23 protein-coding genes, 1 tRNA gene and 1 other RNA gene are annotated in these 26,108 nt (G+C 67.9%); 16 read left to right on the top strand and 9 right to left on the bottom strand.

What is annotated here, in order from left to right:
- Nucleotides 1-80: 80 nt before the first annotated feature.
- The 4 genes from EAW56_RS05635 to EAW56_RS05620 all read left to right on the top strand — a co-directional run bounded on the left by EAW56_RS05635 (nt 81) and on the right by EAW56_RS05620 (nt 4,383).
- The gene (locus tag EAW56_RS05635; protein WP_122085568.1) at nt 81-887 is read left to right on the top strand and encodes a serine hydrolase domain-containing protein; all 807 of its coding nucleotides are present in this window, start codon (nt 81-83) and stop codon (nt 885-887) included.
- Nucleotides 888-917: 30 nt separating this feature from the next.
- Complete coding sequence (uriT, locus tag EAW56_RS05630; RefSeq protein WP_244213363.1) at nt 918-2,363, top strand: uridine transporter UriT; 1,446 nt, start codon at nt 918-920, stop codon at nt 2,361-2,363.
- Nucleotides 2,356-3,294 (top strand): uridine-preferring nucleoside hydrolase UriH, encoded by a 939-nt coding sequence (uriH, locus tag EAW56_RS05625; protein ID WP_122085565.1) that lies wholly within the window; start codon nt 2,356-2,358, stop codon nt 3,292-3,294. Before uriT ends, uriH begins: the two co-directional genes overlap by 8 nt.
- A 171-nt stretch (nt 3,295-3,465) precedes the next feature.
- Nucleotides 3,466-4,383, top strand: coding sequence for a DMT family transporter (locus EAW56_RS05620; RefSeq protein WP_122085563.1), 918 nt, complete (start codon nt 3,466-3,468; stop codon nt 4,381-4,383).
- 29 nt (nt 4,384-4,412) lie between these two features.
- On the opposite strand, the gene EAW56_RS05615 is transcribed toward EAW56_RS05620, so the two are convergent.
- Entirely contained in the window at nt 4,413-6,257 is a 1,845-nt protein-coding gene (locus EAW56_RS05615; protein WP_122085562.1) for an NAD(P)/FAD-dependent oxidoreductase, read from the bottom strand.
- A 363-nt stretch (nt 6,258-6,620) separates the two neighbouring features.
- Between EAW56_RS05615 and EAW56_RS05610 the strand changes: the two genes are divergently transcribed.
- Both EAW56_RS05610 and EAW56_RS05605 read left to right on the top strand, forming a co-directional pair.
- Nucleotides 6,621-6,977 carry a hypothetical protein gene (locus tag EAW56_RS05610; protein ID WP_122085560.1) on the top strand — a complete coding sequence of 119 codons (357 nt, stop codon included), beginning with the start codon at nt 6,621-6,623 and terminating at the stop codon, nt 6,975-6,977.
- Entirely contained in the window at nt 6,970-8,355 is a 1,386-nt protein-coding gene (locus EAW56_RS05605) for an NAD-dependent succinate-semialdehyde dehydrogenase (protein WP_122085559.1), read from the top strand. Before EAW56_RS05610 ends, EAW56_RS05605 begins: the two co-directional genes overlap by 8 nt.
- Here the strand turns inward: EAW56_RS05605 and EAW56_RS05600 are convergent.
- The gene (locus EAW56_RS05600) at nt 8,352-9,110 is read right to left on the bottom strand and encodes an HAD-IIA family hydrolase (RefSeq protein ID WP_095546593.1); all 759 of its coding nucleotides are present in this window, start codon (nt 9,108-9,110) and stop codon (nt 8,352-8,354) included. The two genes, EAW56_RS05605 and EAW56_RS05600, sit on opposite strands and share 4 nt — an antisense overlap.
- Before the next feature lie 20 nt (nt 9,111-9,130).
- The gene (locus EAW56_RS05595) at nt 9,131-9,442 is read right to left on the bottom strand and encodes an acyl carrier protein (protein ID WP_122085557.1); all 312 of its coding nucleotides are present in this window, start codon (nt 9,440-9,442) and stop codon (nt 9,131-9,133) included.
- A 22-nt stretch (nt 9,443-9,464) separates the two neighbouring features.
- On the opposite strand from EAW56_RS05595, the gene EAW56_RS05590 reads away from it, so the two are divergent.
- Nucleotides 9,465-10,457: an alpha/beta fold hydrolase gene (locus EAW56_RS05590; RefSeq protein ID WP_122085556.1), complete on the top strand. Its 993-nt coding sequence runs from the start codon at nt 9,465-9,467 to the stop codon at nt 10,455-10,457.
- Nucleotides 10,458-10,459: 2 nt separating this feature from the next.
- On the top strand, nt 10,460-11,386 hold the full coding sequence (locus EAW56_RS05585) for a Rib/alpha-like domain-containing protein (RefSeq protein WP_122085554.1): 927 nt from the start codon (nt 10,460-10,462) through the stop codon (nt 11,384-11,386).
- A 105-nt stretch (nt 11,387-11,491) separates the two neighbouring features.
- Here the strand turns inward: EAW56_RS05585 and aceE are convergent, their stop codons facing one another.
- On the bottom strand, nt 11,492-14,248 hold the full coding sequence (gene aceE, locus EAW56_RS05580) for a pyruvate dehydrogenase (acetyl-transferring), homodimeric type (RefSeq protein ID WP_122085553.1): 2,757 nt from the start codon (nt 14,246-14,248) through the stop codon (nt 11,492-11,494).
- 186 nt (nt 14,249-14,434) lie between these two features.
- Here aceE and EAW56_RS05575 point away from each other — a divergent pair, with 186 nt between their 5' ends.
- From EAW56_RS05575 to EAW56_RS05565, 3 genes are all read left to right on the top strand, one after another.
- Nucleotides 14,435-14,845, top strand: a complete 411-nt coding sequence (locus EAW56_RS05575; protein WP_095546598.1) for a DUF3052 domain-containing protein — start codon at nt 14,435-14,437, stop codon at nt 14,843-14,845.
- A 67-nt stretch (nt 14,846-14,912) separates the two neighbouring features.
- Nucleotides 14,913-14,985: transfer RNA gene (locus EAW56_RS05570), tRNA-Val, on the top strand.
- Between the two features lie 336 nt (nt 14,986-15,321).
- The gene (locus EAW56_RS05565; RefSeq protein ID WP_167457399.1) at nt 15,322-17,154 is read left to right on the top strand and encodes an exonuclease domain-containing protein; all 1,833 of its coding nucleotides are present in this window, start codon (nt 15,322-15,324) and stop codon (nt 17,152-17,154) included.
- Here EAW56_RS05565 and EAW56_RS05560 read toward each other — a convergent pair.
- Genes EAW56_RS05560 through EAW56_RS05540 form a run of 5 tightly spaced genes read right to left on the bottom strand, consistent with a single transcriptional unit; the run spans nt 17,135 to nt 21,108 of the window.
- Nucleotides 17,135-18,205, bottom strand: a complete 1,071-nt coding sequence (locus EAW56_RS05560) for an NAD(P)-dependent alcohol dehydrogenase (RefSeq protein WP_122085548.1) — start codon at nt 18,203-18,205, stop codon at nt 17,135-17,137. The genes EAW56_RS05565 and EAW56_RS05560 overlap by 20 nt on opposite strands.
- A gap of 10 nt (nt 18,206-18,215) precedes the next feature.
- The gene (locus EAW56_RS05555) at nt 18,216-18,932 is read right to left on the bottom strand and encodes a hypothetical protein (protein WP_122085546.1); all 717 of its coding nucleotides are present in this window, start codon (nt 18,930-18,932) and stop codon (nt 18,216-18,218) included.
- Nucleotides 18,933-18,954: 22 nt separating this feature from the next.
- Nucleotides 18,955-19,950 carry an SURF1 family cytochrome oxidase biogenesis protein gene (locus EAW56_RS05550; RefSeq protein WP_208636491.1) on the bottom strand — a complete coding sequence of 332 codons (996 nt, stop codon included), beginning with the start codon at nt 19,948-19,950 and terminating at the stop codon, nt 18,955-18,957.
- Between the two features lie 11 nt (nt 19,951-19,961).
- A complete protein-coding gene (locus tag EAW56_RS05545) occupies nt 19,962-20,462 on the bottom strand; it encodes a low molecular weight protein-tyrosine-phosphatase (RefSeq protein WP_279629694.1) in 501 nt (166 codons plus the stop codon).
- The gene (locus tag EAW56_RS05540) at nt 20,449-21,108 is read right to left on the bottom strand and encodes an HAD-IA family hydrolase (RefSeq protein WP_244213362.1); all 660 of its coding nucleotides are present in this window, start codon (nt 21,106-21,108) and stop codon (nt 20,449-20,451) included. Before EAW56_RS05540 ends, EAW56_RS05545 begins: the two co-directional genes overlap by 14 nt.
- A gap of 35 nt (nt 21,109-21,143) precedes the next feature.
- Here EAW56_RS05540 and EAW56_RS05535 point away from each other — a divergent pair, with 35 nt between their 5' ends.
- The 5 genes from EAW56_RS05535 (at nt 21,144) to EAW56_RS05515 (ending at nt 26,096) form a co-directional block, all read left to right on the top strand.
- Nucleotides 21,144-22,298: a Nif3-like dinuclear metal center hexameric protein gene (locus EAW56_RS05535; protein ID WP_208636490.1), complete on the top strand. Its 1,155-nt coding sequence runs from the start codon at nt 21,144-21,146 to the stop codon at nt 22,296-22,298.
- Nucleotides 22,299-22,316: 18 nt separating this feature from the next.
- A complete protein-coding gene (locus EAW56_RS05530) occupies nt 22,317-23,039 on the top strand; it encodes a zinc ribbon domain-containing protein (protein WP_095534939.1) in 723 nt (240 codons plus the stop codon).
- A gap of 8 nt (nt 23,040-23,047) precedes the next feature.
- Nucleotides 23,048-24,235, top strand: a complete 1,188-nt coding sequence (locus EAW56_RS05525; protein WP_122085545.1) for a bifunctional RNase H/acid phosphatase — start codon at nt 23,048-23,050, stop codon at nt 24,233-24,235.
- Nucleotides 24,236-24,256: 21 nt separating this feature from the next.
- Nucleotides 24,257-24,659: RNase P RNA component class A (gene rnpB / locus EAW56_RS05520), an RNA gene on the top strand.
- 39 nt (nt 24,660-24,698) lie between these two features.
- Nucleotides 24,699-26,096: an RNB domain-containing ribonuclease gene (locus tag EAW56_RS05515; RefSeq protein ID WP_122085543.1), complete on the top strand. Its 1,398-nt coding sequence runs from the start codon at nt 24,699-24,701 to the stop codon at nt 26,094-26,096.
- Nucleotides 26,097-26,108: the final 12 nt, after the last annotated feature.

Genomic DNA, 26,108 nt, shown 5'->3' with positions numbered 1-26,108 from the left:
CGGAGGCACTTAGGTGAGAGCTAGCTTACACGCCACGTGTGTCACGTCCACATCAGCGGAGCGCAGGTACGCTCGACACCATGGATTTCCGCCTCGACGACTACCTCGACACCTGGCCCGCCGACAACGTCAGCGCCGCCCTGATCGGCACCCGCACCGCCACCTACGGCGACGCCGAGCGCGTCTACGAACTCGCCAGCGTGACCAAGCTGCTCTCGGCCTACGGGTTCCTCCTCGCCGTCGAAGAAGGAGCGTTCTCGCTAGACGACGCCTGCGGGCCCGAAGGCGCGACCGTCCGCCACCTCCTCGCGCACGCCTCCGGCGTCGGCTTCGCCTCCCGCGAGCCGCAGAAGCCGGTGGGGGAGCGACGCATCTACTCGTCGGCCGGCTACGAGATCCTCGCGGACTACCTGGAACAAGAGACTGGGTTCGCCTTCGCGGACTACATGCGAGAGGGGGTTTTCGAGCCCCTGGGGATGCAGACGGCTGAAGTGTATGGGTCGGCGGGGCATGGCGGGAGGGCGTCGATAAGCGATCTCGTCCTGTTCGCGCAGGAGCTCATGGCGCCGAAGCTTTTGAGCGAGGAGACGCTGCGAGAGGCGTTCAGCAACCAGTTCGGGGACCTGCGCGGCGTGGTGCCCGGCTACGGGATGCAGAAGCCGTGCCCGTGGGGGCTGGGTTTTGAGATCAAGGGGGAGAAGGCGCCGCACTGGACGGGCGACGGGATGCCTGCAGACACGGTCGGCCACTTCGGTATGGCGGGCACCTACCTGTGGGTCGCCGATGGGCAGGCGATGGTGGCGCTGACGGACCGCGAGTTCGGCGACTGGGCCAAGCCCCTGTGGCAGGAGACCAACACCGCGATCTGGGCAGCGCTGGGGAAGTGATTTTGCACCCCATGCCCTAGGCTGATGGGTATGCAACCCAACCAGGCGCCCGGCGCGGCCGGGCACAAACTTCCGTCCTCGCAGGTCTGGCCGCTCATGCTGGCCCTGCTCACCGCTATTTTCGCATTCCAGCTCAACGCATCCATGCTCGCCCCGGCGCTGGCGACCATGGAGGTGGAGCTTAACGCTACCACCAACCAGATCGGCATGACGCAGACCGCGTTCTTTACCGCCGCGGCGCTGTTCTCCCTGTTCATGCCCCGTTGGGGCGACCTGATTGGGCGCCGCAAGGTGCTCGTGGCCATGATGTGCGTGACCGTGATCGGCTCCATCATCGCCGCCCTGTCCACCAACGTGCCAATGCTGTTCCTGGGGCGCGTGGTGCAGGGCGTGTCCGGCCCGACGGTGGCGCTGACGTCTGTCATGCTGCGCCAGGCCGTGCGCGATGAGAAGCAGTTCGCCCTGCTGGTTGGCGTGCTGACCTCCATTAACGGTGGTATCGCCGGCGTGGACGCCCTGCTCGGCGGCTGGCTCACCTCCGCCTTCGGCTTCCGCTCCCTGTTCTGGGTCATCGGCGCGTTCGCGCTCGCGGCCGTCTTTACCATCCGCTTCGGAGTGGCGGAGACGAAGTCCAGCGAGACCCAGCGCATGGACTGGCTGGGCGTGGTCCTCCTGGTGGTGGCCATCGGCACGATCCTCACCGCGTTCAACGAGGCCGGCGCGCTCACGGAGGCCAACTGGTTCCTGGTCATCGTGCTGCTCATCATCGGCGCGGTCGCGCTGTTCTTCTTCTGGCGCGCCGAAAATTCGAGCTCGCACCCGCTGGTCCAACCCGAGCTGCTCACCCAGCGCCGCACTTGGGCGCTGCTGACCACCACCACGCTCACCATGACCGGCATCTTCGCCGTCATGAACGGCCTGGTGCCCAACCTGGCGCAGGACGCGACGAACGGCCCGGGCTTGTCCGCCGGCACGGTCTCCTTCTGGACGCTCACCCCCTACGCCATCGCCGGCCTCATCTTCGGTCCCATCGCCGGCTACATGGCTGGCCGCCTCGGCTACACCACGGTGCTCAAGATCGGCATCGGCGGCGCGGCCCTGTCCGTCCTGCTCGGCGTGTTCGTGGTGGGCAACCCGACGCCGTGGCTGCTCTTCCTCGTCTCCGTCGCCGCCGGCGTCACCTACGCAGGCATTGCCAACATCATGCTCGGCTCGCTCCACGTCGTGCTCGCGCCGAAGTCCAACCAGGGCTACCTGCCGGGCCTGAACGCGGGCGCGTTCAACCTGGGCGCCGGCATCTCCTTCACCGTCATCTTCGCCGTAGTCACCTCGTTTGCGGACAACGGCGGCGGCTACCGCGCCGGCATGATCGCCGGCCTGGTGCTGCTCATCGCCGCGTTCTGCACCTCGTTCCTCATCCCGCGCCCGCAGGACCTCCCCGACACGATCGCCGCCGAGGAGGCCGCGCGTGCGTAAGATCATCCTGGACTGCGACCCGGGCCACGACGATGCGGTAGCCATTCTCCTCGCCCTCGGCACCCCCTCGATCGAGCTGTTGTGCTTAACGACGATCGGCGGCAACCACACCATCGACAAGGTCACCCGCAACGCAGCCCAAGTCCTCACGGTGGCCGGCCGCACCGACGTGCCCGTCTACCGCGGTGCGCACCGCCCCCTGGTGCGCCCGGTGGAAACCGCCGAGGCCATCCACGGCGACTCCGGCATGGAGATCCACGGCTTCGACCTTCCGGAACCGGAGGTTGCGGTCCAGGAGGGGCACGCCGTGCGCGCGATCATCGACACCATCATGGCCGAGGAACCCGGCACCGTCACCCTTGTGCCCACGGGCCCGCTGACCAACATCGCGCTTGCCGCCCGCCTGGAGCCCCGCATCGTGGAGCGCGTCCGCGAGGTCGTGCTCATGGGTGGGGCCTACGGCACTGGCAACTGGACCGCGTCCGCCGAGTTCAACGTGGTCGCCGACCCCGAGGCGGCCCACATTGTGTTCAACGAGTCCTGGCCCGTGGTCATGGTCGGCCTGGACCTCACCCACCAGGCCCTGGCCACGCCCGAGGTGGAGCAGCGGTTCGCCGCGCTCGGCACGCCCGTGGGCGACCTGGTCGTCGGGCTTTTCGACGCTTTCCGCACCAACTACAAAGACAACCAGGGCTTTGACAACCCGCCGGTCCACGACCCCTGCTGCATCGCCTACCTCATCGACCCGTCGGTGGTAAAGACCGTGCCCGTGCCGGTGGACGTAGAGCTCTCCGGCGCACTCACCGCAGGCCGCACCGTCGCCGACTTCCGAGCCCCCGCCCCCGCCGACTGCCACACCTCGGTAGCCACCGAGCTGGACGCCGACCGGTTCTGGGAACTGGTCGTGCGCGCCGCCGAGAACCTGGGGTAGGGGCCCGGGGTTGCCTCCGGGGCTGCGGGATGACGAGGCTGCGTAAAATTTCCCCTTTCCCGCGACCCCCTCTATCGTTTCCCCAGGTGGGACGGTCTAGGCCATTCGCGGGACGGGGAAATATTGCGCGCCGCGCTCCCCGCGGCACCCGACCAGATAGCATGAGTGCCTATGTTGCACCTCCCCATTGCGCTGGCGATCGGCGCGATCATCCCCATCCAAACCGCCGCCAACTCCCGCCTGCGCCAGAGCGTGAACAATAAGCCGGTGGTCCCGGCGCTGACGTCGTTTAGCATCGCGCTGCTGCTGTCCATCCTGGCCACTACCGTGCTGGTAGGAAACCCATTGCCGCAGTTCGCGCCGGGCACGGAGACGCCGTGGTGGATCTGGCTCGGCGGACTCATGGGGTCCTGCTTCGTGCTGGGCAACATCTTGCTGTTTCCCAAGCTGGGCGCGGTGCAGACGGTGGTGCTGCCCATCCTTGGGCAGATCATCATGGGGTTAAGCATCGACCACTTCGGCCTGTTCCACTCGCCGCAGGAGCACGTGAGCTTCATTCGCATCGTCGGTGCCATGGTGGTGCTGGTGGGCATCGTGGTCACGCTGGGCGTGGGCAGGAAGAATGTTGCGGGCGATGCTCACGGGCCCGAGGTGTGGCTCTACCGGCTCATCGGTGTGGGCGTGGGGATGTGCTCGTCGGTCCAGGCCGCGGTCAACGGGTACCTGGGCACGGTCGCGGGATCGTCGCTGCACGCGGCCGAGATCAACCTGGCCGTCGGCGCGGTGCTACTGCTGGCTACGGTGCTCGTGACCAGCCCGAAACAGCTGACCCGCAAGGTAGAGCCGGGGCCGTGGTGGATGTGGCTCGGCGGCGTGGTGGGCGCGATCTTCGTCATCGGCGGCGCCACGCTCGTGCCAATCCTGGGCACCGCCACCACGGTCATCGCGTTCAACGCGGGCACGATCGTCGGCGGCCAGGTGATGGAGTCGGTGGGGGCGTTCGGCGCGCGCAAGACGCCTATCGACGCCACGCGTGCCCTCGGCCTCGCAGTCATCATCGCCGGCGTGTTGGCGGTGCGGCTGCTGTAGGGGGGGCGGTGGCGTCGATAAGCAAACTGCTAGGAGGTGTGGTGGACCTCCGCGAGCTCGTAGACGGGGGTGTCCATGCCCTCGTAGCGGGCCTTGAGCTGGAGGGCGAGGTAGCGCGAGTAGTGGCGGGACTGGTGGAGGTTGCCGCCGTGGAACCACAGCTGGTCGACCTGGGTGGGCTTCCACATGTTGCGAAGCTCGCGCTCCCACGGGCCCGGGTCCTTGGTGGTGTCGGAGCCAAGCCCCCAGACGCGGCCGACGCGGTCGGCGGTTTCCTTGTCAATGAGGCGCTCGACCCAGCCGTTCATGGACCCGTAGCCGGTGGCCAGCACGATGACGTCGGCGGGGAGCTCGGTGCCGTTGTCAAGCACGACTGAATGCTCCTTGACCTCGGCGATCGTAGTGGGGGAGTGGACGGGGATCGAGCCGTCCGCGACGAGCTCGGAGGCGCCGACGTTGATGTAGTAGCCGGAGCCGCGGCGCAGGTACTTGAGGAAGAGGCCGGAGTCGTCGTCGCCGAAGTCCACCATGAAGCCGCGGTCGGCGAGCGAGTCGTAGAACTCGGCGTCATCCTTGCGGATCTGGTCGAAGGCGGGGCGCTGCGCGTCGGGGAGCACCTTGTACGGCCAGGAGGCGAATAGGAGGTCCGCGGTGTCGGTGTCGATGCCAGCCTCCACCGCATCCTCCGAGTACAGCGGGCCGAAGACGTACTTCATCAGCGAATCCGACTGCGAGATGTGGGTCGACGAGCGCTGGATCATCACCGGGCGCGCGCCGTTGTGCACCAGGTCCGCGGCGATGTCGTGGGCGGAGTTGTTCGCGCCGAGGATCACCACGTCCTTGCCCGCGTCCACATCACCGCCGGGGTGCTCGGAGGAGTGGCGAATCTCGCCGGCGAAGTTTTCCTGGCCCTTCAGCTGCGGGCGGTTCGGCACCCCAGACATGCCGGTGGCGAAGACGAGCTGGGTCGGATGCAGCGTCATCTCGTTGCCGTCGCGGGTCAGGCGCACGTCCCAGCGCTGCTGGGCCTCGTCGAACTCGGCGTGCTTGACCTCGGCGTTGGTCCAGTAGTCCAGGTCCATGATGCCCACGTAGTGCTCGAGCCAGTCGCCCATCTTGTCTTTCGGGGTGAACACCGGCCAATCGTCGGGGAACGGCAGGTAGGGCATGTGGTCGTACCACACCGGGTCGTGCAGGCACAGGGAGTGGTAGCGGCCACGCCACTGGTCGCCGGGGCGGTCCGCCTTATCGACGATCAGCGCCGGCACCCCCTGGCGCTTCAGGCGCGCACCCAGCGCGATGCCGCCTTGGCCACCGCCGATGATGAGCACGTACGGCTGCTCCGAAACGCCGAGGGTGGCGCGGCGCTTGTCACGGCGGTCCGCCCAGTTCTCCGGGTCCTGCTTAGGACCATGTTGCGCGCCCAGCTCGCGGTTGCGCCCTTTCTTCTCCGGGAAGTCTTTCAGCTCGCGGCCGGAGATGAGCAGGGTCCACGCCTTGCCGTCTCGCAGCCTGGCGATGCCGCGGCAGTGGAAATGGCCCGTGTCGCAGGTGAAGTGCAGGCGCGTGACGCCGTCGCCTTCGTCCTCGACGTCAGTGAGCTCGGTATTCGTGATTGTGCTATCGGGGTGCGTTGCGGCGACCATGCGCGCGATCTCTTCCCGTCCCTCAGCGGTGTAGAGGTTCCAGGTCATGCCGATGAGGTCGCGCCAGAACCCTTCGGGTTCGAAGAGGTCGGCGGCGGCCTGGCCCGCCGCGTCTGGGTCGCCTGTCGCCGTCGCCGCTTCCAGGTCGGCGAGCCATTGCTGTGCAGCGTCGCGCAACTGGTCGTTTTCGCTCACGTGTTCCGCGTTGGCCTGCAGGGTCTCAGTCATGGGATACCTTTCCGTAGTGATGGGTGAGGGTGTTGCTACACACACTAGACTCACGGGGGAGACATAGCACACATAAAGGGGTGGATGTGATGGAACGCGGTGCGGCTCCACCCGTGTTCGGGGCGCTCACCCTCTACCTCAGCTTGAGTAAATAGGGGGATCAACCTGGGGTTTAGGGTTGCCGGAGTGAACGTGTGTGGCGCAAGATTGGTCGCGTTAAGCCAGAGGCCGTTGGGGAAGACGAACCTCTCGTCTTACACCCCGCCGGCGCGCCTAGTCACCGCGCCGGAACCCGCCTAGTCACCGGGTGTGGGGTGTTGTTCACCGAAACCGCGAAGCAATCCACGGAAGGTCCCCCACACCATGACTACGACATTGGCCGCGCCGTACACCTCGTTGACTGCGCGCGAAACCACCCACACCCGCCAGCACAGCACCGCTACGGCCACGCTCACGGTGGCTGGGATGGAGGGGCGGTGGAGGCGTGGCGTCGAGAAGCTGCTCTGCGAGCTGCCCGAGGCCCCTACCACGAGCGAAGATGACGCGATCTGGTTTACCCGGTGGCGCCGTGCGGCGGACGGCACCTACGAGTGCCGCGAAACCTTGCGCGCGCCTGCAGAGGCGCTGGTCACGTTCGCCGAGAAGTTGGACGCATACGCGGAATCGCATGGGTTTGTAGCGAGCGTCACGTCACGGCCGTACGATGGGGCGCATGTCTAGTCAGTATCGCGTACAAAATCCCGTAAACAACCAGGTCGTCGAGACCTTCGACTTCATCTCCGACGAGGACCTCGCCACGGCCCTCGACCGCGCCGACGCCGCCTTTGCGCAGTGGCGCGAGGTTAGCTTTGAGGACCGCGCGGCCCTGCTGCACAAGGTCGCCGAGCTTTTCGACGCCAAGCGCCCCGAACTCACCCGCATTATCGCCGAGGAAATGGGTAAGCCGCTTGACCAGGGCGAGGCCGAGCTCAACGACGTGGTCAACATCTTCAACTACTACGCGGACCACGGCGCCGAGCTCAGCGCCGACGAGCCGATCGAGCACACCGGCGGCGAGGCTGTGATCCGCAAAGTCCCCACCGGTGTGATCGTTGGCGTCATGCCGTGGAACTTCCCGTACTACCAGGTCGCGCGCTTCGCTGCCCCGACCCTCATGGCGGGCAACACCGTGCTGCTCAAGCACGCCGAGATCTGCCCGCGCTCCGCCGAGGCCATCCAGGCGATTATCGACGAAGCGATCCAGGCCACCGGCGTACCTGCCCACCTGTACACCAATATCCGCGCCACCCACGACCAGGTCGCGAGCCTGCTTGAAGACATGCGCGTGCAGGGCGTCTCGCTCACCGGCTCCGAGCGCGCCGGCCGCGCCGTCGCCGCCACCGCGGGTCAGAACCTGAAGAAGGCGCTGCTGGAGCTCGGCGGCACCGACGCCTACATCATCCTGGACACCGACGACGTCGAGGCCGCCGCCGACACCGCGTGGGGCAAGCGCATCGCCAACACCGGCCAGGCCTGCACCTCGAACAAGCGCATCATCGTCATGGAGGACATCTACGACGACTTCGTCGACGCCATGGTGCGCCGCGCGAAGGCGTTTACACAGGGCGACCCGCTGGACCCGCAAGAGGGCCACTTCTACCCGCTGTCCTCCCGCGACGCCGCGGAGATCCTAGACGAGCAGGTCAAGAAGGCCGTCGAGGAAGGCGCGACGCTGCACACCGGCGGCGAGCTGACCGGCGGGGGCGCCTACTTCACCCCGGCAGTGCTGACCGACGTCCCCGTCGGCTCCGAGTCCTACTACACCGAGTTCTTCGGACCCGTCGCCGAGATCTACAAGGTTGCAAGCGACGACGAGGCGGTCAAGCTAGCCAACGACTCCAACTACGGCCTGGGCGGTGCGGTGTTCTCCCAGGACGAGGAGCGCGCGAAGAAGGTGGCCAACCGCGTGGTCACCGGCATGATCCACGTGAACATCCCGCAGGCGCGCGGCCCGGAGCTGCCGTTCGGCGGTGTGAAGAACTCGGGCTTCGGCCGCGAGCTCGGTACGCTTGGCATGGACGAGTTTGTGAACAAGCAGCGCTTCTACGTCGCTGACTAGTCCCCGAACGGGTCGCGGATCCGCCCAACCAGATCCGCGACCGAGTCCACGATCTGGGTGGGGCGGTACGGGTAGCGGGCGATCTCGGCGTCGTCGCTAATGCCCGTGCGCACGAGCACGGTGCGCATGCCGGCCTCCATGCCGGACTTGACGTCGGTGTCCATGCGGTCACCGATCATCACGGTGTGCTCGGAGTGGGCGCCAATGTTGTTCAGCGCCGAGCGCATCATCACCGGGTTCGGTTTGCCCACGTAGTAGGGCTCGCGGCCGGTCACCGCGGTGATCATGGCGGCGACCGCGCCCGTCGCCGGAATAACGCCGCTGGGCCCCGGGCCGGTGAGGTCCGGGTTGGTGGCGATGAAGCGGGCGCCGCCGCGGATCAGATTGCAGGCCGTGGTCAGCGCCTCGAAGGAATAGGTGCGGGTCTCGCCCAGCACCACGAAGTCCGGGTCCGCCTCGGTGAGGATCCATCCCATCTCGTGCAGCGCGGTGGTCAGCCCGGCCTCCCCGATCACGTAGGCGGAGGCCTCGCCGGCCTGCTGGGAGAGGAACTTCGCCGTCGCCGTGGCGGAGGTCCAGATCCGCTCCGGCTCAATGTGCAGCCCCATCCGCGTCAGCTTCGCGGACAGATCCCGCGGGGTCTGCATCGAATTGTTCGTGAGCACCATGAACGGGATGTCCTCCTCGCGCAGCCGCGCGATGAACTGGTCCGCGCCCGGAATCATGTCGCCCTCGCGGTGCAGGACGCCGTCCATGTCAGTTAAGTACGCGATGCTCACTCGTGTTCCTCCAAGAATTCTGCGAGCTGGCCAACAGTCTCGTATTCATCGTAGATCTGCTCGGTCACCCGCGCGCCGAACTCGTCCTCGATTCGGATGGCCAGCTCGACCCGGTCCAGCGAGGACACGTCCACGTCCGACAGCCGCGATTCGCGGTGCACGCTGTCCTCCTCGCCGGTGATGCGCTCGATCAGCGCGGCGAGCCGGGAGAACGCGTCGGTGTCCTCGGGTTCGGTGGGGGAGTCGGTCGAGGGGGCGTCGATAAGCTTGCCCAAGTCCCCAAGATTGAGGCGTTGTGAGAGTTCCATACCCTCATAATAAGGTGTAAATATGCTGCATCCGCTCGCGTACCTTCGCACCCTCACGCCCGCCGCGCGCCGCAACCTGCTGGACACGCGCGCCAAGCTGCACGATGCCGACGGCACCTTCGGCCTCAGCTACGAGCGCTCGGGCACCACGCTTATCGACGCCACCGCCCACCACCCCCGCGTCCACTGGTACGAAGTCGGCCCGACCGACCCCGCGGCGCCCACCGTCATCTACGTCCACGGCTTCAATATCTCCGCGGAGACCTTTTACATGCAGGTCCGGGACGTGCGCGAGCGGTGCCCCGAGGTGCGCCAGCTCCTCGTGGACCTGCCCGGCCACGGGCAGAACGCGACCGCGGCACCCGAAGCCCTGACCATCGACCACGCCGCCGACGCCTGCGTCGCCGTCCTCCGCGAGCGCGGCGCCACCGGCCCCGTGATCGTGGTGGGGCACTCGCTGGGCGGGCCGGTGTCGCTGTCCATGATGCGCCGCTACGCGGACGAGTTCACCTGGGCCGGCAGTGTGCAGGTGTCCAGCGCCGTCGAGCCGTTCACCATGCAGGGCCTACCGCAGGTGCTCGCGGGGCCGATCGGCGGGGTGCTGGAGAAGGCAGTGCGCTACACGCCGAGGTTTGCCGAGGGTGTGCGCGAGATCGTCACGGACACCATCTCGCCCGTCCTGGCGCTGGCGTTCTACTTCCGGCCGATGCCGTACGACATCGTGGACTTCCACGCTGCCATGATCCGCGAAACACCCCTGGAGACCTACGCCGGCTACTTCCAGGATCTGCTTTCTCACTCCGAGCTGCAAGCAGGTATAGTCCTTTCTGAGATCCCTGGGTATATCCTGGTGGGAGACCGTGATGACGTCACCCCCGTCACCCAGTCGGAGAAGTTGCACGAGATCTGGCCGCGCGCGTACATGCAGGTGTTGCCGGACTCCGGGCACATGCCTCCGCTCGACGCACCCGGTGCCGTCACCACCGCCATCGTCCGCCTGATCCAAGGAGCCTAGCCGTGCTGCGAATCGCCCCCACCTCGGTCACCTGCGCCGTTGCCCTCGCCGTGGGCGCGAGCGCCGTCGTCGCGCCCGCAGCACAGGCCGCCCCGGCTGCCCAGTCGATGAAGGACACCTACCAGCCCTACGTCTCCGCCGAGCCGCAGGTGGTGCGCACCGTCCCGGGGCAGTGGATCAGCACCTCGGCCTTCTTCGACCTGGAGGGCATGCCCGACGGGGCGACCTGGAAGCTGATCGCGCAGGACAACCTGACCAAGCCGCTGATGACCAAGCGGGAGAAGGACCAGCTGCAGGTCAACCTCACCCATTCGCGCCCCACCCTGGTGCACGCCGGGCCGAACACCTCGGACAAGGTGGACATCCGCATCAACTACCCGGACGGCTCGACTGAGATCGTGCAGGTGACGCCGAAGCTCACGCCCACCAGCGAATACCTCTACGAGCCGCTGTATGACTCGGTCGAGGGCGACCCCGGCCAGAAGCTGACCATCTCGCCGTTCAACCTGTACGAGACACCGCTTGGCAGCGACGTGAACAGGTGGCACGTCGAGTCCTCCGAGAAGTGGAACGTGCACGTGGACGAGCACGGGACCGTCACCACGACGATCCCTAAGGACACGGCGTGGGGCTCCGAGTTCGCCGTCACCACTACCTACCCAGACGGGACCACCGACAACACGAAGTTCGTGGTGAGCAACACCGGCAAGGGCGTGAGCAAGGGCACGGGTACTGCAGGTACAACCGGCACCGGGAAGCCCGCGGAGCCGGGGAAGACCGGAACCGCGCAGGCGGGTTCCTCTAACGCGCAGGTGGCGGCCCTGGTCATCGGGCTGATCGCCGCCATCGGAGGCGCCGTCGCGTTCTTGCTCCCGCAGCTGGCGGGCATCTTCGGCGACGGCATCACCGTCCCCACGCGCTCGGCGTAGGGTGTGCACCTCCGGCGCGCCTGATGCGCGCGCTGTTTCCTGAAACGCGGGACGCCCCGCCGCGCGTGGCGCGGCGGGGGCGTGGCGTCGATAAGCGGGGAGCCCTTAGTGGGTGCCGCCATTCGGGTTCGGCTCGGTCGGGTCGTCGATGTGCAGGTCCTTCGCTGCCTGGGCGGCGACGGACTTGTCAATCTTGCCCTCGTTGGCCAGGCCGAGGAGGGCGGCGACGGCCATGGACTCAGCGTCGATGTTGAAGTAGCGACGGGCGCCCTCGCGGGTGTCCGCGAAGCCGAAGCCGTCCGCTCCGAGCACGATGTACTGGCCCGGAACGTAGGCGCGGATCTGCTCCTGCAGGCTGGTGGTGAAGTCCGAGGTGGCGATGTACGGGCCCTCGGTCTGCTTCAGCTGCGTGGTGGCGAACGCCTCGCCGGCGTCCTCACCCGGGTGGAGCAGCTGCTCCTTGGCAACGCGCGCGCCGTCGCGGGCCAGCTCGACCCACGAGGTGACGGAGTAGATCGCGGCACCGACGTTGTACTGCTCCTGCAGGATCTCCTGTGCGCGCAGCGCCTCCTGCATGCCCACGCCGGAGGCGAGCAGGGAGACGTTGTGCTCCTTCTTCTCGCCCTCGTCGTACAGGTAGATGCCCTTGTGCAGGCCCTCGACGTCCAGGTTCTCCGGGCGGGCCGGCTGGTGGGTCGGCTCGTTGTAGACGGTGATGTAGTACATCACGTTCTCGTCCTCGCCGGAACCCTTGCCGTACATGCGCTCGATGCCCTTGGACACCAGGTACGGCATCTCGTAGGCGAACGCCGGGTCGTAGGTGACCACGGCCGGGTTGGTGGAGGCCAGGACGGGGGAGTGGCCGTCCATGTGCTGCAGGCCCTCACCGGTCAGGGTGGTGCGGCCTGCGGTGGCGCCGATGATGAAGCCGCGGGCCATCTGGTCACCAGCAGCCCAGAAGTTATCGCCGGTGCGCTGGAAGCCGAACATGGAGTAGAAGATGTACATCGGGATCATCGGCTCGCCGTGGGTGGCGTAGGACGTACCGGCGGCGATGAAGGATGCGGAGGAGCCGTCCTCGTTGATGCCCTCGTGCAGGATCTGGCCCTGCGGCGACTCGCGGTAGGACAGCTGCAGGTCGTGGTCGACCGGCACGTAGTTCTGGCCCTTCGGGTTGTAGATCTTCTGCACCGGGAACCAGGAGTCCAGGCCGAAGGTGCGGGCCTCGTCCGGGATGATCGGGACGACGCGCTTGCCCAGCTCCTTGTCGCGCATCATGGCCTTGAAGGTACGTACAAGCGCCATGGTGGTCGCGACCTTCTGCTTGCCCGAGTCCTTGAACATGGCCTTGTAGGTCTTTTCAAAGTCGGCCTGCTCAAGCGGCGTGTACTGCTCGCGGCGCTCCGGCAGGAAGCCACCGAGCTCCTTGCGACGCTCCTTGAGGTACTTGATCTCTTCTGCGTCCTCGCCCGGGTGGTAGTAGGGCGGCATGTAGGGATCCTTCTCCAGCTCTTCGTCGGAGATCGGGATTTCCTGCTTGTCGCGGAACTGCTTGAGGTCCTCGAGCGTGAGGTTCTTCATCTGGTGGGTGGCGTTGCGGCCCTCGAAGTTGTGGCCGAGCCCGTAGCCCTTGATGGTGTGCGCGAGGATGACGGTCGGCTTGCCCTTGGTCTCCAGCGCGCGCTTGTAGGCGGCGTAGACCTTGCGGTAGTCGTGGCCGCCGCGGCGCAGCGCCCAGATTTCCTCGTCGGTCATGTCCTCGACGAGCTTCTTCGTGCGCTCGTCGCGGCCGAAGAAGTGCTCGCGGACGTAGGCGCCATCGTTGGCCTTGAAGGTCTGGTAGTCACCGTCCTTCGTGGTGTTCATGATGTTGACCAGCGCGCCGTCCTCGTCCTTCTCCAGCAGCTCGTCCCACTCGCGGCCCCACACGACCTTGATGACGTTCCAGCCAGCACCGATGAAGAAGGTCTCCAGCTCCTGAATGATCTGGCCGTTGCCGCGCACCGGGCCGTCGAGGCGCTGCAGGTTGCAGTTGATCACGAAGGTGAGGTTGTCCAGTTCGTACAGCGACGCCATCTGGAGCAGGCCGCGGGACTCCGGCTCGTCCATCTCGCCGTCGCCGAGGAACGCCCAAACGTGCTGCTCGTCGGTGTCCTTGATGCCGCGGTCCTGCAGGTACTTGTTAAAGCGTGCCTGGTAGATCGCGTTCATCGGGCCAAGGCCCATGGACACGGTCGGGTACTCCCAGAACTCGGGCATGCCGTGCGGGTGCGGGTAGGACGGCATGCCGCCCTGCGGGCGGGAGTGCTCCTGGCGGAAGCCGTCCAGGTCGTCCTCGCTCAGGCGGCCCTCGAGGAACGCGCGGGAGTACATGCCCGGGGAGGCGTGGCCCTGGAAGAAGACCTGGTCGCCGCGCTGCTCCGCGTCCTTGCCGTGGAAGAAGTGGTTGAAGCCGACCTCGTAGAGTGCGGCCGCAGAGGCGTAGGTGGAGATGTGGCCGCCGACCTTCACGCCCGGGCGCTGCGCGCGGTGGACCATGATGGCGGCGTTCCAGCGCATCCAACGGCGGTAGCGCTTCTCAATCTGCTCGTCGCCCGGGAACTCGGGCTCCATGGTGGTGGGGATGGTGTTGACGAAGTCAGTCGAGGACAGTGCGGGCAGGTGGACGCGCTTGGCGTTCGCCCGTTCAAGCAGGCGCAGCATGAGGTAACGCGCGCGCTCGGGGTCAGATTCCTCGAGCAGGCCGTCGAGCGAGTCCATCCACTCTTGGGTCTCTTCCGGGTCGCTGTCGTGTAGGTAAGACGCCACACCGTCGCGAATCAGCTCGATGTTTGACGCTTTGGCCTTGTCTTTCTCAGCCACGAGAAATCCTCCCTAAATGGTTGGGCAATGTTTCTTCCTACATTACTTGGTTTTTTGTTTTTGCCCCTGCGCGGGGGCAGTTGCCTATCGACGCCCCCATTTTCCCTTTCACCCCTCACTCCCATTACAACAGATGTAAGCTCTATTGCACTGTCGTTCATTACCAAACATGGAGGAAACAAGACTTTGGGCGCCGCAGGTGTCAACACGTACGCAGACCGCTTGGGCATTCACGCCGACGACATCGTGCAGGAGATCGGCTGGGACGAAGACGCCGATTCTTCCATCTCGGAGGCCATCGAGGACGCGGTCGGCGAACAGCTTCTGGACGAGTCCACCGACGAGCTCTGCGATGTCGTCCTGCTCTGGTTCCGCTCCGACGACGGCGACCTCGTCGACGCGCTCATGGATGCCATCCGCAACCTCGGCGACTCCGGCCGCGTCTGGCTCATGACCCCGGGCGCCTCCAAGCCCGGCGGCGTCCACCCGGGCGAGATCTCCGAGTCCGCCCAGCTCGCCGGCCTAATGCAGACCAAGGCCGACCGCTTCGGCGAATGGCAGGGCTCCTGCCTCACCCCCGCGGGCACCAAGAAGTAGCGTCGAGTCACGGCGTGACCTGCGCGTTAGGCGGCCGTGGCAAGTTCTGCTAACCTTTACCGCTAGCGCGCCGTTAGCTCAGCTGGAAGAGCAACTGGTTTACACCCAGTAGGTCGGCGGTTCGAGCCCGTCATGGCGCACAGCCTGGAAGCCGCCTTCCGCCCCCATCCCGGGGCCGGGAGGCGGCTTTCGTCGTGCTGGCGGGGGCGAGGCGGGGGCGGTGCGGTCAGGTCCTCGGAGCGCTCAGTTTTGCAGATACCGATAGTAAGACCCCGATTTCGCTGCTCTAGAGCTGCGTTCTCGTCATGCTGGTATCGGTATTTGGCGAAGCGGGGGCGCAACCGGAGCACATCAGGGCGCAACCGAGGCGCACCAGGCGCGCGCCGGCAGCCCCACCCGGACCACGCGCACTCCGCGCACGGGCCGCCCACTAGCCTGGAGGGAACAGTCGCGCGACGCGGAGGAGGATGTCAGCGGTGGGCCAGGACAGCGGTTATGCGGTCATCGACCTCGAGACCACGGGGTTTGGCAAGTTCGACCGGATCGTGGAGATCGGTGTCGTCCAATTGGGGCCGGACCTGTCGGCGGAGCGGACGTGGCGGACGCTGGTGCAGCCCATGCGTGACATCCCCAACACGCACATCCACGGCATTTCCGCGACCGATGTGGTTGACGCGCCGACGTTCGACCAGGTCGCGGACGAATTGCGCGGCCTGCTGCAGGGGCGCACGCCGGTCGCTCACAACGCGTCGTTTGAAAAGCGGTTCCTGCAGACCGAGCTGGCCAGGGCGGGGATGGCCAACTGGGTGCCGGAGGCGTGGGTGGATACGATGCGGCTGGCCAGGGAGTATATGGGCGTCGGTAAGCTGAGCGAAGCTCTCGCGCTGGCGAACATCACGAACAAGCGGGCGCACTCCGCGTTGGCGGACGCCGAGGCCACGGCGGAGCTCCTGCGGTACTTCTACAGCCAGCAGGCGCGGCAGGCGGGCACGCGGATTGAGCAACTGTCGCGCGCGCTGCCGTCGAGCGGCGAGTGGGGCGAGGAGACGTATCGGCGCAGGCTGGCGCACGCGCTCAAGGACAAGGAGATCACCCGCGACGAAGCCCGCCTGCTCGAGGCCGCCGCGACCGGGTTGGCGGCGGAGGACGTCGAGGCTATCAACGAGGAGTTCACCCGGCAGCTCGTCGTCGAGGCCTGGGCCGATGGGGTGATCACCGACGATGAGCGCGCGGAGCTGCTCGCGGTCGCCGCAGCCCTGGGCGTGAACACAGCCGGCCTGCTCGAGGACCCGCAGACTGATGACGACGGCGTCGTGCTCAAGCCCGGCGACCGGGTCGCGCTCACCGGCGCGCTGGACATCCCGCGCGACGCGTGGACCGAGCGCGCCACCGCCGCGGGCCTGGACGTGGGCGGGGTGACCAAGAAGTGCGCGGTGCTCGTCGCCGCCAACCCCGACTCCATGAGCGGCAAGGCGCGCAAGGCCCGCGAGTACGGCGTGCCCATCGTCAAAGAGACCCGGTTTGCCCAGCTCATCGCCGCAATGGGCTCAGGCAGTGCGGGGGCGATTATCGACGCCACCGCCACCGCCCCCTTCTCCTGGCTCACCCCCGAGGACGCGCAACGGACGGGCGCGTCGCCGGCGCAGATCGCGGCGCTGTGGATCGCACGCAACCCCGAACGCCCGCTGTACGAGATGTCCGACCACCTCCGCCCGGAGCACCGGCCCGAGGCGACGGGCACCGGGATTGACAAGTACCTCGATGCCTGGCGCGAGCAGCACCCGCTGATGCTCAAGGCCAGCGCCGCCGACCTGCTTCAGCTGCGCGGCGTGGGGGAGAAGCGCTGCAACAAGCTCGTGGAGCTCATCGTGGAGCTCGCCGCCGACGGCGCGCCCGAGCCGGCAGCGCCTAAAGCGCTGGAAGAGCCAGCGCCGGAGCCGCTCCCGCGCCCGGTGGCCACCCCGGTGCCGGGGAGTCCGTACGCGTACTCGGCTGCGGATGAGTTGTTTGAGGACCCGTTGGCGTCGTCAAGCACCCCGTCAAACGCCCCGGCGAGCGCCCCGCCGAACACTGTGACCGTGCCGGACGCAGAGTCGCCGGCGAAGAAGCGGAACGGCGCCGCGCGGGTCTGCAAGTGGTCGGCGATCACGATGGCGGTGACCGCAGTGCTGATCATCGTGCTCGGTGCCGGGCTGGGAATGCCGGGAGAGCACCCGGTCGCGATCACGGTCGCGCTCGTGTTCATGGGGGCGGCGCTCAGCACGACCCTGTCCGGGATCGTCGCCGTGATTAAACTGCTGCGGAAGTAGCCTCCGAGAACGTCTCGGTGTCGATGACGAAGCGGAACTTCACGTCGCCCGCCACGACTCGCTCGTAGGCGGCGTCGACGTCGTCCACGCCGATCTTCTCAATCACCGCGCCGATGCCGTGTTCCGCGCAGAGGTCGAGCATCTCCTGGGTCTCGGCGATGCCACCGATGTTGTTGCCGGTCAGGACCTTGCCGCCGCCGACCAGGCTGCCCATGTGTACGCCCAGCTGCTCCGGCGGCAGGCCGACGACGGACATGATGCCGCGCGGCTTGAGGAGCTGCAGGTAGTCATCGAGCGAGTAGTGCGCGGAGATGGTGGACAGGATCACGTCGAACTCGCCGCAGTGGTTGGCAAAGAAGTCCTCGTCCTCGCCGGTGGCCAGCACGTGGTGGGCGCCGAGCTCGTACGCCTCCTTCTCCTTGCGCAGCGAGCGCGAGATCACGGTGACCTCGGCACCCTTCACGGCGGCGATTTGTACGCCCATGTGGCCGAGCCCGCCGAGTCCGACGATGGCCACCTTGTCGCCCTCCTTCACGTTCCAGCGGGCGAGCGGCCCGTAGGTGGTGATGCCGGCGCAGAGGAGGGGCGCGGCGACGTCGAAATCCAGCCCATCCGGGATCGTGCAGACGAAGTTCTCGTTCACGACGACCTTTTCGGCGTAGCCGCCCTGGGTGATGGTGCCGTCGACGTCCTCGGAGTTGTAGGTGCCCACGTTGCCGTTGAGACAGTTCTGCTCCTGGCCGTTCTTGCACTGCTCGCACTCGCCGCAGGAGTTGACCAGGCAGCCGACGCCCACGCGGTCGCCGACCTTGAACTTGGTCACCTTGCTGCCCACCGCCTCGACCACGCCCGCGATCTCGTGGCCCACGGTGAGCGGGAAGTGGGCCTCGCCCCACTCGTTGCGGATCGTGTGGATGTCGGAGTGGCAGATGCCCGCGGCCTTGATGTCAATGACCACGTCGTCTTCGCGCGGGTCGCGGCGCTCGATCTCGACGACCTTGAACGGTGCGTCGGGGCTGACTTTCTGCAGGACTTTGCTGGTGATTGTCATGTCACCAACCCTACGCGTCTGCTTCGGACTCCGCAGCCAGGACCGTGAGCAGGTTGTCAATCGCCGTGTTGCGCTCCGCCGCCCGCGCGGCCGCGGCGGTGACCGGCTTCTTTGCATCCGGGGAGGTGTGCGGCGCGGGACGGCCGTGCGCAACGCCCGCATCCGCGCCGGTCTTCGGCGTGAGGTAGATGATCGCGGTGTCGCCGTCGGCGGTGGCGAAGAGGGCTGCCTCCCCGCCCGTCGGCAGCGCAGCGGCGATGAGGTCGGGGACCAGCCCGCGCGACCCGTTCACGCGGTCCGGCTCCCAGCCACCGCTCGTCAGGTCGTAGGAGACGTCGACCACGTCCCACTCGCCGAACTGGAGGCGCAGCGTGCCGGCAGTAGCGGAGCCCGGGTCGGGCACGACGGCGACGTCGCGTAGGTCCGTGCCGGCGGGGTCGCAGATCGCGTGGACGTACGCCGGCAGCTGCGCGTGCGTGGAGGGGATGCGGGGGCCGTCGAGTCCGTCGGAGAAGGTGACGGAGGTGAAGAAGGGGTGTGCGTCGGCGTCGATAAGCGAAAGCACCGTTGTCGCGGGGGCGACGCGGAAGCCCTCGAGGTCGTCGCAGACGCCGTCCTCAACGTCGGCGATCTCGATGCCGGGTGCGAGCGTCAGCCCGGCGCGGCGGAAAAGGTCCAGGTGGGCGGCGAGAATGTCGTGGTCGGTGACGGTCAGTTGCGGTGGCATCGGGATCCTTCCTGCGCCGGGGTCAGCGTTCCTCCTGCCTATCGTAGGCGCGCTGCCACGGGTTGCGCCGACCGTCGCCGTAGCGCGCCCGCGACCGCGCGGGGGCCGGGGGCATTGGGGCATGCTTTTCGACGCCACCCTCACCCTCCTCATCCGCAGACTCGGGGTCGGGCCCGGGCCCGGGGCCGGAGGCGGGGGCGTCGAGAAGCATTTGCTCCTGCTCCTCGCGGAAGCGGCGGCGCTCGCGGGTCTCGGCGACGATGAAGTAGATGAGGCCCGCCGGCGCCATGATGCCGAACGCGATCCACTGCAGGCCGTAGGAGAGGTGGTTGCCGGTCTCGAGCACGGGCAGCGGGATGGCGGTGAGCTCGCCGGGCTGGCCGGAGAGCAGCTGCAGGTAGGGGGCGACCAGTTCGGTGCCGGTGAGCTCACCGACCTGGGCGGGGGCGATGGAGTAGACCATGTCGTAGCCCTGGTCCTGCATCGGCGCCTTGGGGTGCGTGGGCTCGCCGGCAAGGAGCATGGCCTCCAGCGTGACGTCGCCGGTGGGGGCAGGCGCGATTTCGGGCACCTGGGTGGAGTTCTCGGCGGGGACCCACCCGCGGTTGACCAGGATGGTGGGGCCGTTGTCCAGCGCGAAGGGGGTGAGGACCTGGAAGGCGGGGTTGCGGTCCACGGGGCGCAGGCGCAGCAGCACGGTGCGGTCTAGGTAGTGGCCGGTGGCGGTGACGCGGGCCCACTCGCTGTCCTGGCTGATGGTGCCGTCCGCTCCGAGCAGGTCCGAAAGCGGGACCGGGTCGTGGTCGAACGCTTCGCTGATGTGCTCGTTGCGCTGCTCGAGCGCCTCGTTCTTCCCCAGCTGCCAGGGGGCGAGGAAGGTGAACGCGTAGTAGGAGAACAGGGCGATCAGGATCGCGGCGATGATCCAGCCCGGGGTGAGAAAGGTTTTCCACCACCGCTTCTCGGCAGTTCCGCGCGTGCCGTCTCGCTTCTGTTCTCGTTCCTGTTCGCCCTTCACGCTGGCCTAGTTTAGTCGGTGCGGGGCTGGGACTGAACCCGGTCGCGGACCCAGGCGACGATGCCGTCGACGGCGGCCTCGATCTGCTCTCGCGTGGTGGTGAAGCCGGCCGGGCCGCCGTAGTAGGGGTCGGCGACCCCGGCGCCCTCAGGCGCGGCGGGGTCGAAGGAGCGGATCAGGCGCACGCGCTGCTCCGGTACGCCGCGCGCGACGAGCTCGGAGACGTGGTTGGTATCCAGGGCGACGATGAGGTCCGCGTCGAAGCGGTCGCCACCGAACTGTGCGGCCTTGTGCTGCGAGCCGTCGTAGCCGTGTGCGGCGAGCTCGGCTTGCGCGCGCTCGTCGGCCGGGCCGCCGACGTGCCAGCCGCCGATGCCGGAGGAGGTGACGCGGACCTCGCCACCAAGTCCCGCTGCGGTGAGCGCGTCGCGCACGATGACCTCGGCCATCGGCGAGCGGCAGATGTTGCCGGTGCAGACGAAGTCGATGTGCAAGGGGTTAGCAGTACTCACGGACAATGTCCTCCAGTTCAGTCGACGTGTGCGCCACGTAGGTGGCCTGTTCCCATTCCTCCTCGGCGCCGTAGCCCCAGGTCACGGCTATGGACGGCAGGCCGAACTCGGCCGCGCCGGCGAAGTCGTGAATCCGGTCGCCCACCATCACCGGGCGGTACGGGTCCGCGTTGTCCAGCACGTACTGGATGACCTCGATCTTCGTGCTGCGCCCGGCGTCCCAGTTCGCCGCGCCGAGGAAGTCGATGTGCTCAAGCACCCCCGCGCGCTCCAGCGCCAGCCGCGCGAAGTGCTCGCTTTTCGACGTCGCCGTGCACACCTTCCACCCCTCGTCCTTCCACCGGGCGATGAGCTCCGCCATGCCGTCGAAGACGGTGAAGCGCTGCCAGCCCTCGCTGCTCATGTAGTCGGAGTACGCCTGCATGGCACGCTCGACCTGGTCGGGTCCCAGGCCTGCTGCCGCCATGGAGTCACGCATCGGCGGACCGGGGATGCGGCGGATGAAGTCCTCGGCGGGGCGCGTCGCGCCCACCGCGTCGAGCCCGCGGAGGAATCCCTCGCGGATGCCGGGATAGGAATCGATGATGGTGCCGTCCACGTCGAGCAGGATGGTGTCCTGCCCGCCGTTGTTTGCTGTATCAATCACGGACCCCAGCATGGCAAATTTGTAGGCTGGGTGCCATGACTGTTGTAGCTGATGTTGTCCGCGCCCTGGAGACCGCCTACCCGCCGCAGCTGGCCGAGAGCTGGGACAAGGTGGGCCTGGTCTGCGGGGACCCGGACGCGGAGGTGTCCAAGGTGGCCTTCGCCCTCGACTGCACGCTGGAGGTGGCGCAGGCCGCGGTGGACGCGGGCGCGCAGATGCTTGTGGTGCACCACCCGCTGCTGCTGCGCGGGGTGAGCTCGGTAGCGGCGAATACCCCGAAGGGCAAGGTGGTCCACACCCTCATCGCGGGCGGGTGCGCCCTGTTCGCCGCGCACACGAATGCGGATTCCGCGCGGCCTGGCGTGTCCGACAAGCTCGCCGAGCTGGTGGGCATCACCCCAGGCCGCCCGATTAAGCCCATCTTCCTCGATGGCACCGACCGCTGGGGCGTCCACGTGCCGCCCGCGGATGCCGACGATGTCAAGCGCGCACTGTTCGGCGCCGGCGCCGGCGCGATTGGCAACTACCGCGAGTGCGCGTTCAGCCACGACGGCACCGGCGAGTTCACCCCCGTCGAGGGCGCCGACCCCACCGACGGCGAGGTGGGCGCGCACTTCACCGCGCCCGAGGTCCGCGTCGAGTTCGTCGCCCCCACGCGCTTGCGCGCCTCGCTTATCGACGCCCTCCGCGCCTCCCACCCCTACGAGGAACCCGCCTTCGACGTCGTCCAGATGGCACAGCCCGCAGGCACGCGCGAGCTGGAGCACGCCTACGGGCTCGGCCGCGTGGGCGAGCTGCCCGAGCCGATGACGCTGCGCGAGTTCACGCAGCAGGTGGCCGACGCGCTGCCGGAAACGGTGTGGGGCGTGCGCGCCGCGGGGGACCCGGACCTGCTGGTGCGGCGCGTCGCGGTGTCCTCGGGGGCGGGGGATGGGTTCCTCGGTGACGTCGCAAAGCTTGGCGTTGACGTATACGTGACCTCGGACCTGCGGCACCACCCGGTGGACGAACACCTGCGCGCGGGCGGGCCCGCCGTGATTGATACGGCGCACTGGGCGAGCGAGTTTCCGTGGACGGAGCAGGCGGCGAGTATCGTTGAGCCGCTAGGCGTGCAGACGCAGGTGCTGGACATCCGCACCGATCCGTGGACGGTGTCTGCGCACCCCGGGCACCCAGAGACAACGAAGTAGCAAAAGGAGGAGTACCCCGTGAAGCTTTCCGCAGAGGAGCAGCCGATCCTGCTGGAGCTGGCCAAGGCGGACCGCGTGGCCGCGCACCCGGATTCGGCGCGTCCGGAGGAGCAGGAGCTGGAGAGGCTGCTCAAGGAGCGCAAGGACCTACAGGCGGCGTCCGCCGCCGCGCAGATGGCCGTGGACGACATGGAGCTGGAGATCCTGCGCATCCAGGAGGACGAGCGCAAGCTGAAGAAGCGCGAGATTGATGACAAGCGCCAGCTCGGCGCCGAGACCAACCCGGAGCGCCGCAAGGACCTGGAGCACGACCGCTACGCGGCGAAGTCGCGCATCGCGGACCTGCTCTCCGAGCTCAAGGAGGCGCACAACGAGATCGCCGCGCTGCGCAACAACCGCGACAACCACGGCGCGCGCCTGGACGAGGCGGACCGCAAGGTGGAGGCCGCCCGCCGTGCCGTTGAGGCGCTGCCGGACCGCGAGCAGGTGGACACCGCCGCGCTGCGCCACAAGCTCCCCGACGACGTCCTCGAGGTCTACGACGAAATGGGCGCCGCCGCGTTCAACGGCCGCACCTGCAACGCCTGCTTCATCCAGCTGCCCGCCTCCGAGCGCGCCGCAGTGATGGGCACGCCCGCCGACGAGGTCCCCGCCTGCCCGAATTGCGGTGCCCTGCTCGTGCGCGTGCGCCTCACCCCGGACGAGGCTGCGGCCCGCACCGGACTGACCATCGAGGAGTAGGGGAGCCGATGAAGGTCAGCGTCTTTACTGACGGCGGCTCGCGCGGCAATCCCGGCGTGGCCGGCTCCGGCGCAGTTGTCTACGGCGAGGGCGGGGAGACCCTCGCCGAGATCGTCTACGTGGTGGGCTCCAAGTCCTCCAACAACGTCGCCGAGTACCACGGCCTGCTGCGCGGCCTCGAGGCCGCCGCCGAGCTGGGAGCCACCGAGGTGGCGGTGTCCATGGACTCCAAGCTGGTTGTCGAGCAGATGAACGGCCGCTGGAAGATCAAGCACCCTGACATGCAGAAGCTCGCCGTCAAGGCCCGCAAGCTCGCCGGCGGCTTCGACCGCGTCACCTACACCTGGGTGCCGCGCGCGAAGAACAAGAAGGCCGACGAGCTGTCCAACAAGGCGATGGACGCCGCCACGAAGGACGGCACGCCCCGCATCGTGGAGGAAGCAAGCCTGCACAGCGGGCCGCCCGCCCGCGCCACCGCCCCCCCCAAGGCGCCGAAAACCCGCGCCGCTTCCGCCACCGCGGCCGCCGCCCACCCCGGCGCGCTGGTCTACGGCAACAGCGGCGCAACCCGCACCCGCTTCATCCTGCTGCGCCACGGGCAGACCGCGCACTCCGCGGAACACCGCCTCTCCGGCACCTCCAACCCGGAGCTGACCGAGCTGGGCCGCGCGCAGGCGCGCCGCGCCGCCGGGGCGCTCACCGCGCTGGCGCAGGAGTCGCAGTTTGGGCCCATCGACGCGATCGTCGCCTCGCCGCAGGCGCGCGCCCAGCAGACCGCGCGCGCCGCGGCCGACGCGCTCGGGTTCGACGCGTTTGCAACCAACGACGGATTCCGGGAGATCAACTTCGGCGACTTCGAGGGGCTGACGAGGGACGAGGCCCGGGGGAAGTTTCCGCATGAGTTTGGGGAATGGGAGGCGTCGGTAAGCAAGGCCCCGCCACGGGGCGAATCGCTCGCCGCGCTGCACCGACGGGTGACCCGCGCGCGGCTGAAGCTACAGGAGGAGCGCGCCGGGCAGACCATCCTGGTGGTCAGCCACATGATGCCGATCAAGAGCGTGATCCGGCAGGGGCTCGGCGCCGGGGCGGAGGTGTTCAAGCACACCTACCTGGACCTGGCCAGCGTGTCCGTGGTGGATTTCTACGACGATTTTGGCGTCGTACGCTGCGTCAACGATGTCGCGCACCACAGGTAAGGTACAATGACGGCTTGCGAATGAGTCGGCCGGGTGACCGCGGCCGCCCGAACCGCCGCGCATGCGGGCTGGCGGGTGGCCGAGGAAAGTCCGGACTCCACAGGGCACGGTGGTTGCTAACGGCAACCCGGAGTGATCCGCGGGAAAGTGCAACAGAAAGTAGACCGCCTCGCGCTTGTCGCGGGGTAAGGGTGAAAGGGTGCGGTAAGAGCGCACCGGCGCCGGTGGTGACATCGGCGGCCAGGTAAACCCCACCGGGAGCAAGGCAAGAACCGCTGCGCGTGCGCAGGGGTCGTCGGACGCGATGAGGCTGCCCGCCCATGTTCGAAGGTAGCTGCTTGAGGCGCCCAGCGATGGGTGGCCCAGATGGATGGTCACCGCCCCGTCCGGGGCACAGAATCCGGCTCATAGGCCGGCTCATTCGCACTGCGCGCTCCCGCAGACTCTGGCACGATGGCGGGGTATGAAACTGTATGCCGCGCCGCTGAACTTTCGCGCTATCGCGAGCGAATTCTCCGTCCCCACCGACTTCCCGCCGCAGGTGCTCGAGGAAGCGACGCAGCTCACCGATCGGTTCGCCGGGCAGCGTATCGACGCCCGCTCGATCCCCCTCGTCACCATCGACCCAGTCGGCTCCCGCGACCTGGACCAGGCGGTGCACATCGCCGAGCGCGGCGAGGGAGGAGGCGGCGGCTACACCGTCACGTACGCGATCGCGGACGTCGCCGCCTTTGTGGAGCCGGGCGGGGCGGTGAAGGACGAGTCGCTGCAGCGCGGCCAGACCATCTACCTTCCCGACGAGCCGGCCCGCCTGCACCCGCCGAGCCTGAGCGAGGGTTCCGCCTCGCTGCTGCCGGACGTGGACCGGCCGGCGGTGTTGTGGACGTTCGAGCTGGACCAGGACGGCGAGGTGGACAGCGCTCACGTCGAGCGCGCTCTGGTGCGCTCGGTGGCCCGGCTGGACTACGACGGGGTGCACGAGGACTTCGTGCGGGGGGAGCCGCACGCGTCGATACGCTTGCTCCCCGAGGTCGGCCAGCTGCGGCAGCGCAGCTCGCTGCGGCGCGAGGCGATCAACCTACGGCTGCCCAGCGTGCGCGTGGTCGGCGAGGGCGGGACCTTCGAGCTGGTCATCGAGCCGCGCCACCCCGTCATGGACTACAACTCGGAGATCTCCCTGCTCACCGGCATGGTGGCGGGCAACATGATGGTGGAGGCTGGCGTCGGGTTCCTGCGCACGCTCGGGCCCGCGACCGGTGAGGCGGAGGCCGAGTTCCGGCGCGAGGCGTCGAACCTGGGCTACGAGGTCGGCGGCAACATCGGCGAGTTCCTCGCCGGGATCGACGCGGACACCCCGCGCGGGATGGCCATGATGCGCGAGGCACAGAAGCTGCTGCGCGGCGCGGGCTACGTGGACCTGTCGGAGAAGGAGCCGGAGGTACACGCGGGCATCGGCGGCTACTACAGTCACGTCACCGCGCCGCTGCGCCGACTGGTCGACCGCTACGCCACCGAAGTCTGCCTGGCTATCTGCGCGGGCACGGAGGTGCCGGAGTGGGTGCGCGAGGACGCACCAAGGGTGATGAAGACGATGGGGCGGACGTCCCAGCTGGCCAACACCGTGGACAAGGCGTGCTTGAACCTGACCGAGGCGACCGTGCTCGAGCCGTGGGTCGGCCACAACTTCGAGGGCGTGACGCTCACGGTCAACGAGGAGGACCGCGCCCGCATCTTCATCGCGGACCCGCCGGTGCTCGCCCCGTCCGTCGGCGCGCCGGGGGAGGGCACGGAGACGAAGTTTTCGCTCGTGCTTGCCGACGCCACCCAGCGCGAAGTCTCCTTCGCCTGGCCCGCCGACTAGGTCTGCTGAATA

The organism is Corynebacterium gottingense (genome assembly GCF_003693265.1).
In the GTDB taxonomy this organism is placed as follows: domain Bacteria; phylum Actinomycetota; class Actinomycetes; order Mycobacteriales; family Mycobacteriaceae; genus Corynebacterium; species Corynebacterium gottingense.
Note: the sequence above shows the minus strand (reverse complement) of the source record. Positions and strands in the feature narration are given on the sequence as shown.

Bases quoted from the DNA above. Each gene is read 5' to 3' on its own strand.
- EAW56_RS05635 (WP_122085568.1), top strand. From the start codon at position 81: ATGGATTTCCGCCTCGACGACTACCTCGACACCTGGCCCGCCGACAAC.
- uriT (WP_244213363.1), top strand. From the start codon at position 918: ATGCAACCCAACCAGGCGCCCGGCGCGGCCGGGCACAAACTTCCGTCC.
- EAW56_RS05620 (WP_122085563.1), top strand. From the start codon at position 3,466: ATGTTGCACCTCCCCATTGCGCTGGCGATCGGCGCGATCATCCCCATC.
- EAW56_RS05615 (WP_122085562.1), bottom strand. From the start codon at position 6,257: ATGACTGAGACCCTGCAGGCCAACGCGGAACACGTGAGCGAAAACGAC.
- EAW56_RS05610 (WP_122085560.1), top strand. From the start codon at position 6,621: ATGACTACGACATTGGCCGCGCCGTACACCTCGTTGACTGCGCGCGAA.
- EAW56_RS05605 (WP_122085559.1), top strand. From the start codon at position 6,970: ATGTCTAGTCAGTATCGCGTACAAAATCCCGTAAACAACCAGGTCGTC.
- EAW56_RS05600 (WP_095546593.1), bottom strand. From the start codon at position 9,110: ATGGACGGCGTCCTGCACCGCGAGGGCGACATGATTCCGGGCGCGGAC.
- EAW56_RS05595 (WP_122085557.1), bottom strand. From the start codon at position 9,442: ATGGAACTCTCACAACGCCTCAATCTTGGGGACTTGGGCAAGCTTATC.
- EAW56_RS05590 (WP_122085556.1), top strand. From the start codon at position 9,465: ATGCTGCATCCGCTCGCGTACCTTCGCACCCTCACGCCCGCCGCGCGC.
- EAW56_RS05560 (WP_122085548.1), bottom strand. From the start codon at position 18,205: ATGACAATCACCAGCAAAGTCCTGCAGAAAGTCAGCCCCGACGCACCG.
- EAW56_RS05555 (WP_122085546.1), bottom strand. From the start codon at position 18,932: ATGCCACCGCAACTGACCGTCACCGACCACGACATTCTCGCCGCCCAC.
- EAW56_RS05535 (WP_208636490.1), top strand. From the start codon at position 21,144: ATGACTGTTGTAGCTGATGTTGTCCGCGCCCTGGAGACCGCCTACCCG.
- EAW56_RS05525 (WP_122085545.1), top strand. From the start codon at position 23,048: ATGAAGGTCAGCGTCTTTACTGACGGCGGCTCGCGCGGCAATCCCGGC.
- EAW56_RS05515 (WP_122085543.1), top strand. From the start codon at position 24,699: ATGAAACTGTATGCCGCGCCGCTGAACTTTCGCGCTATCGCGAGCGAA.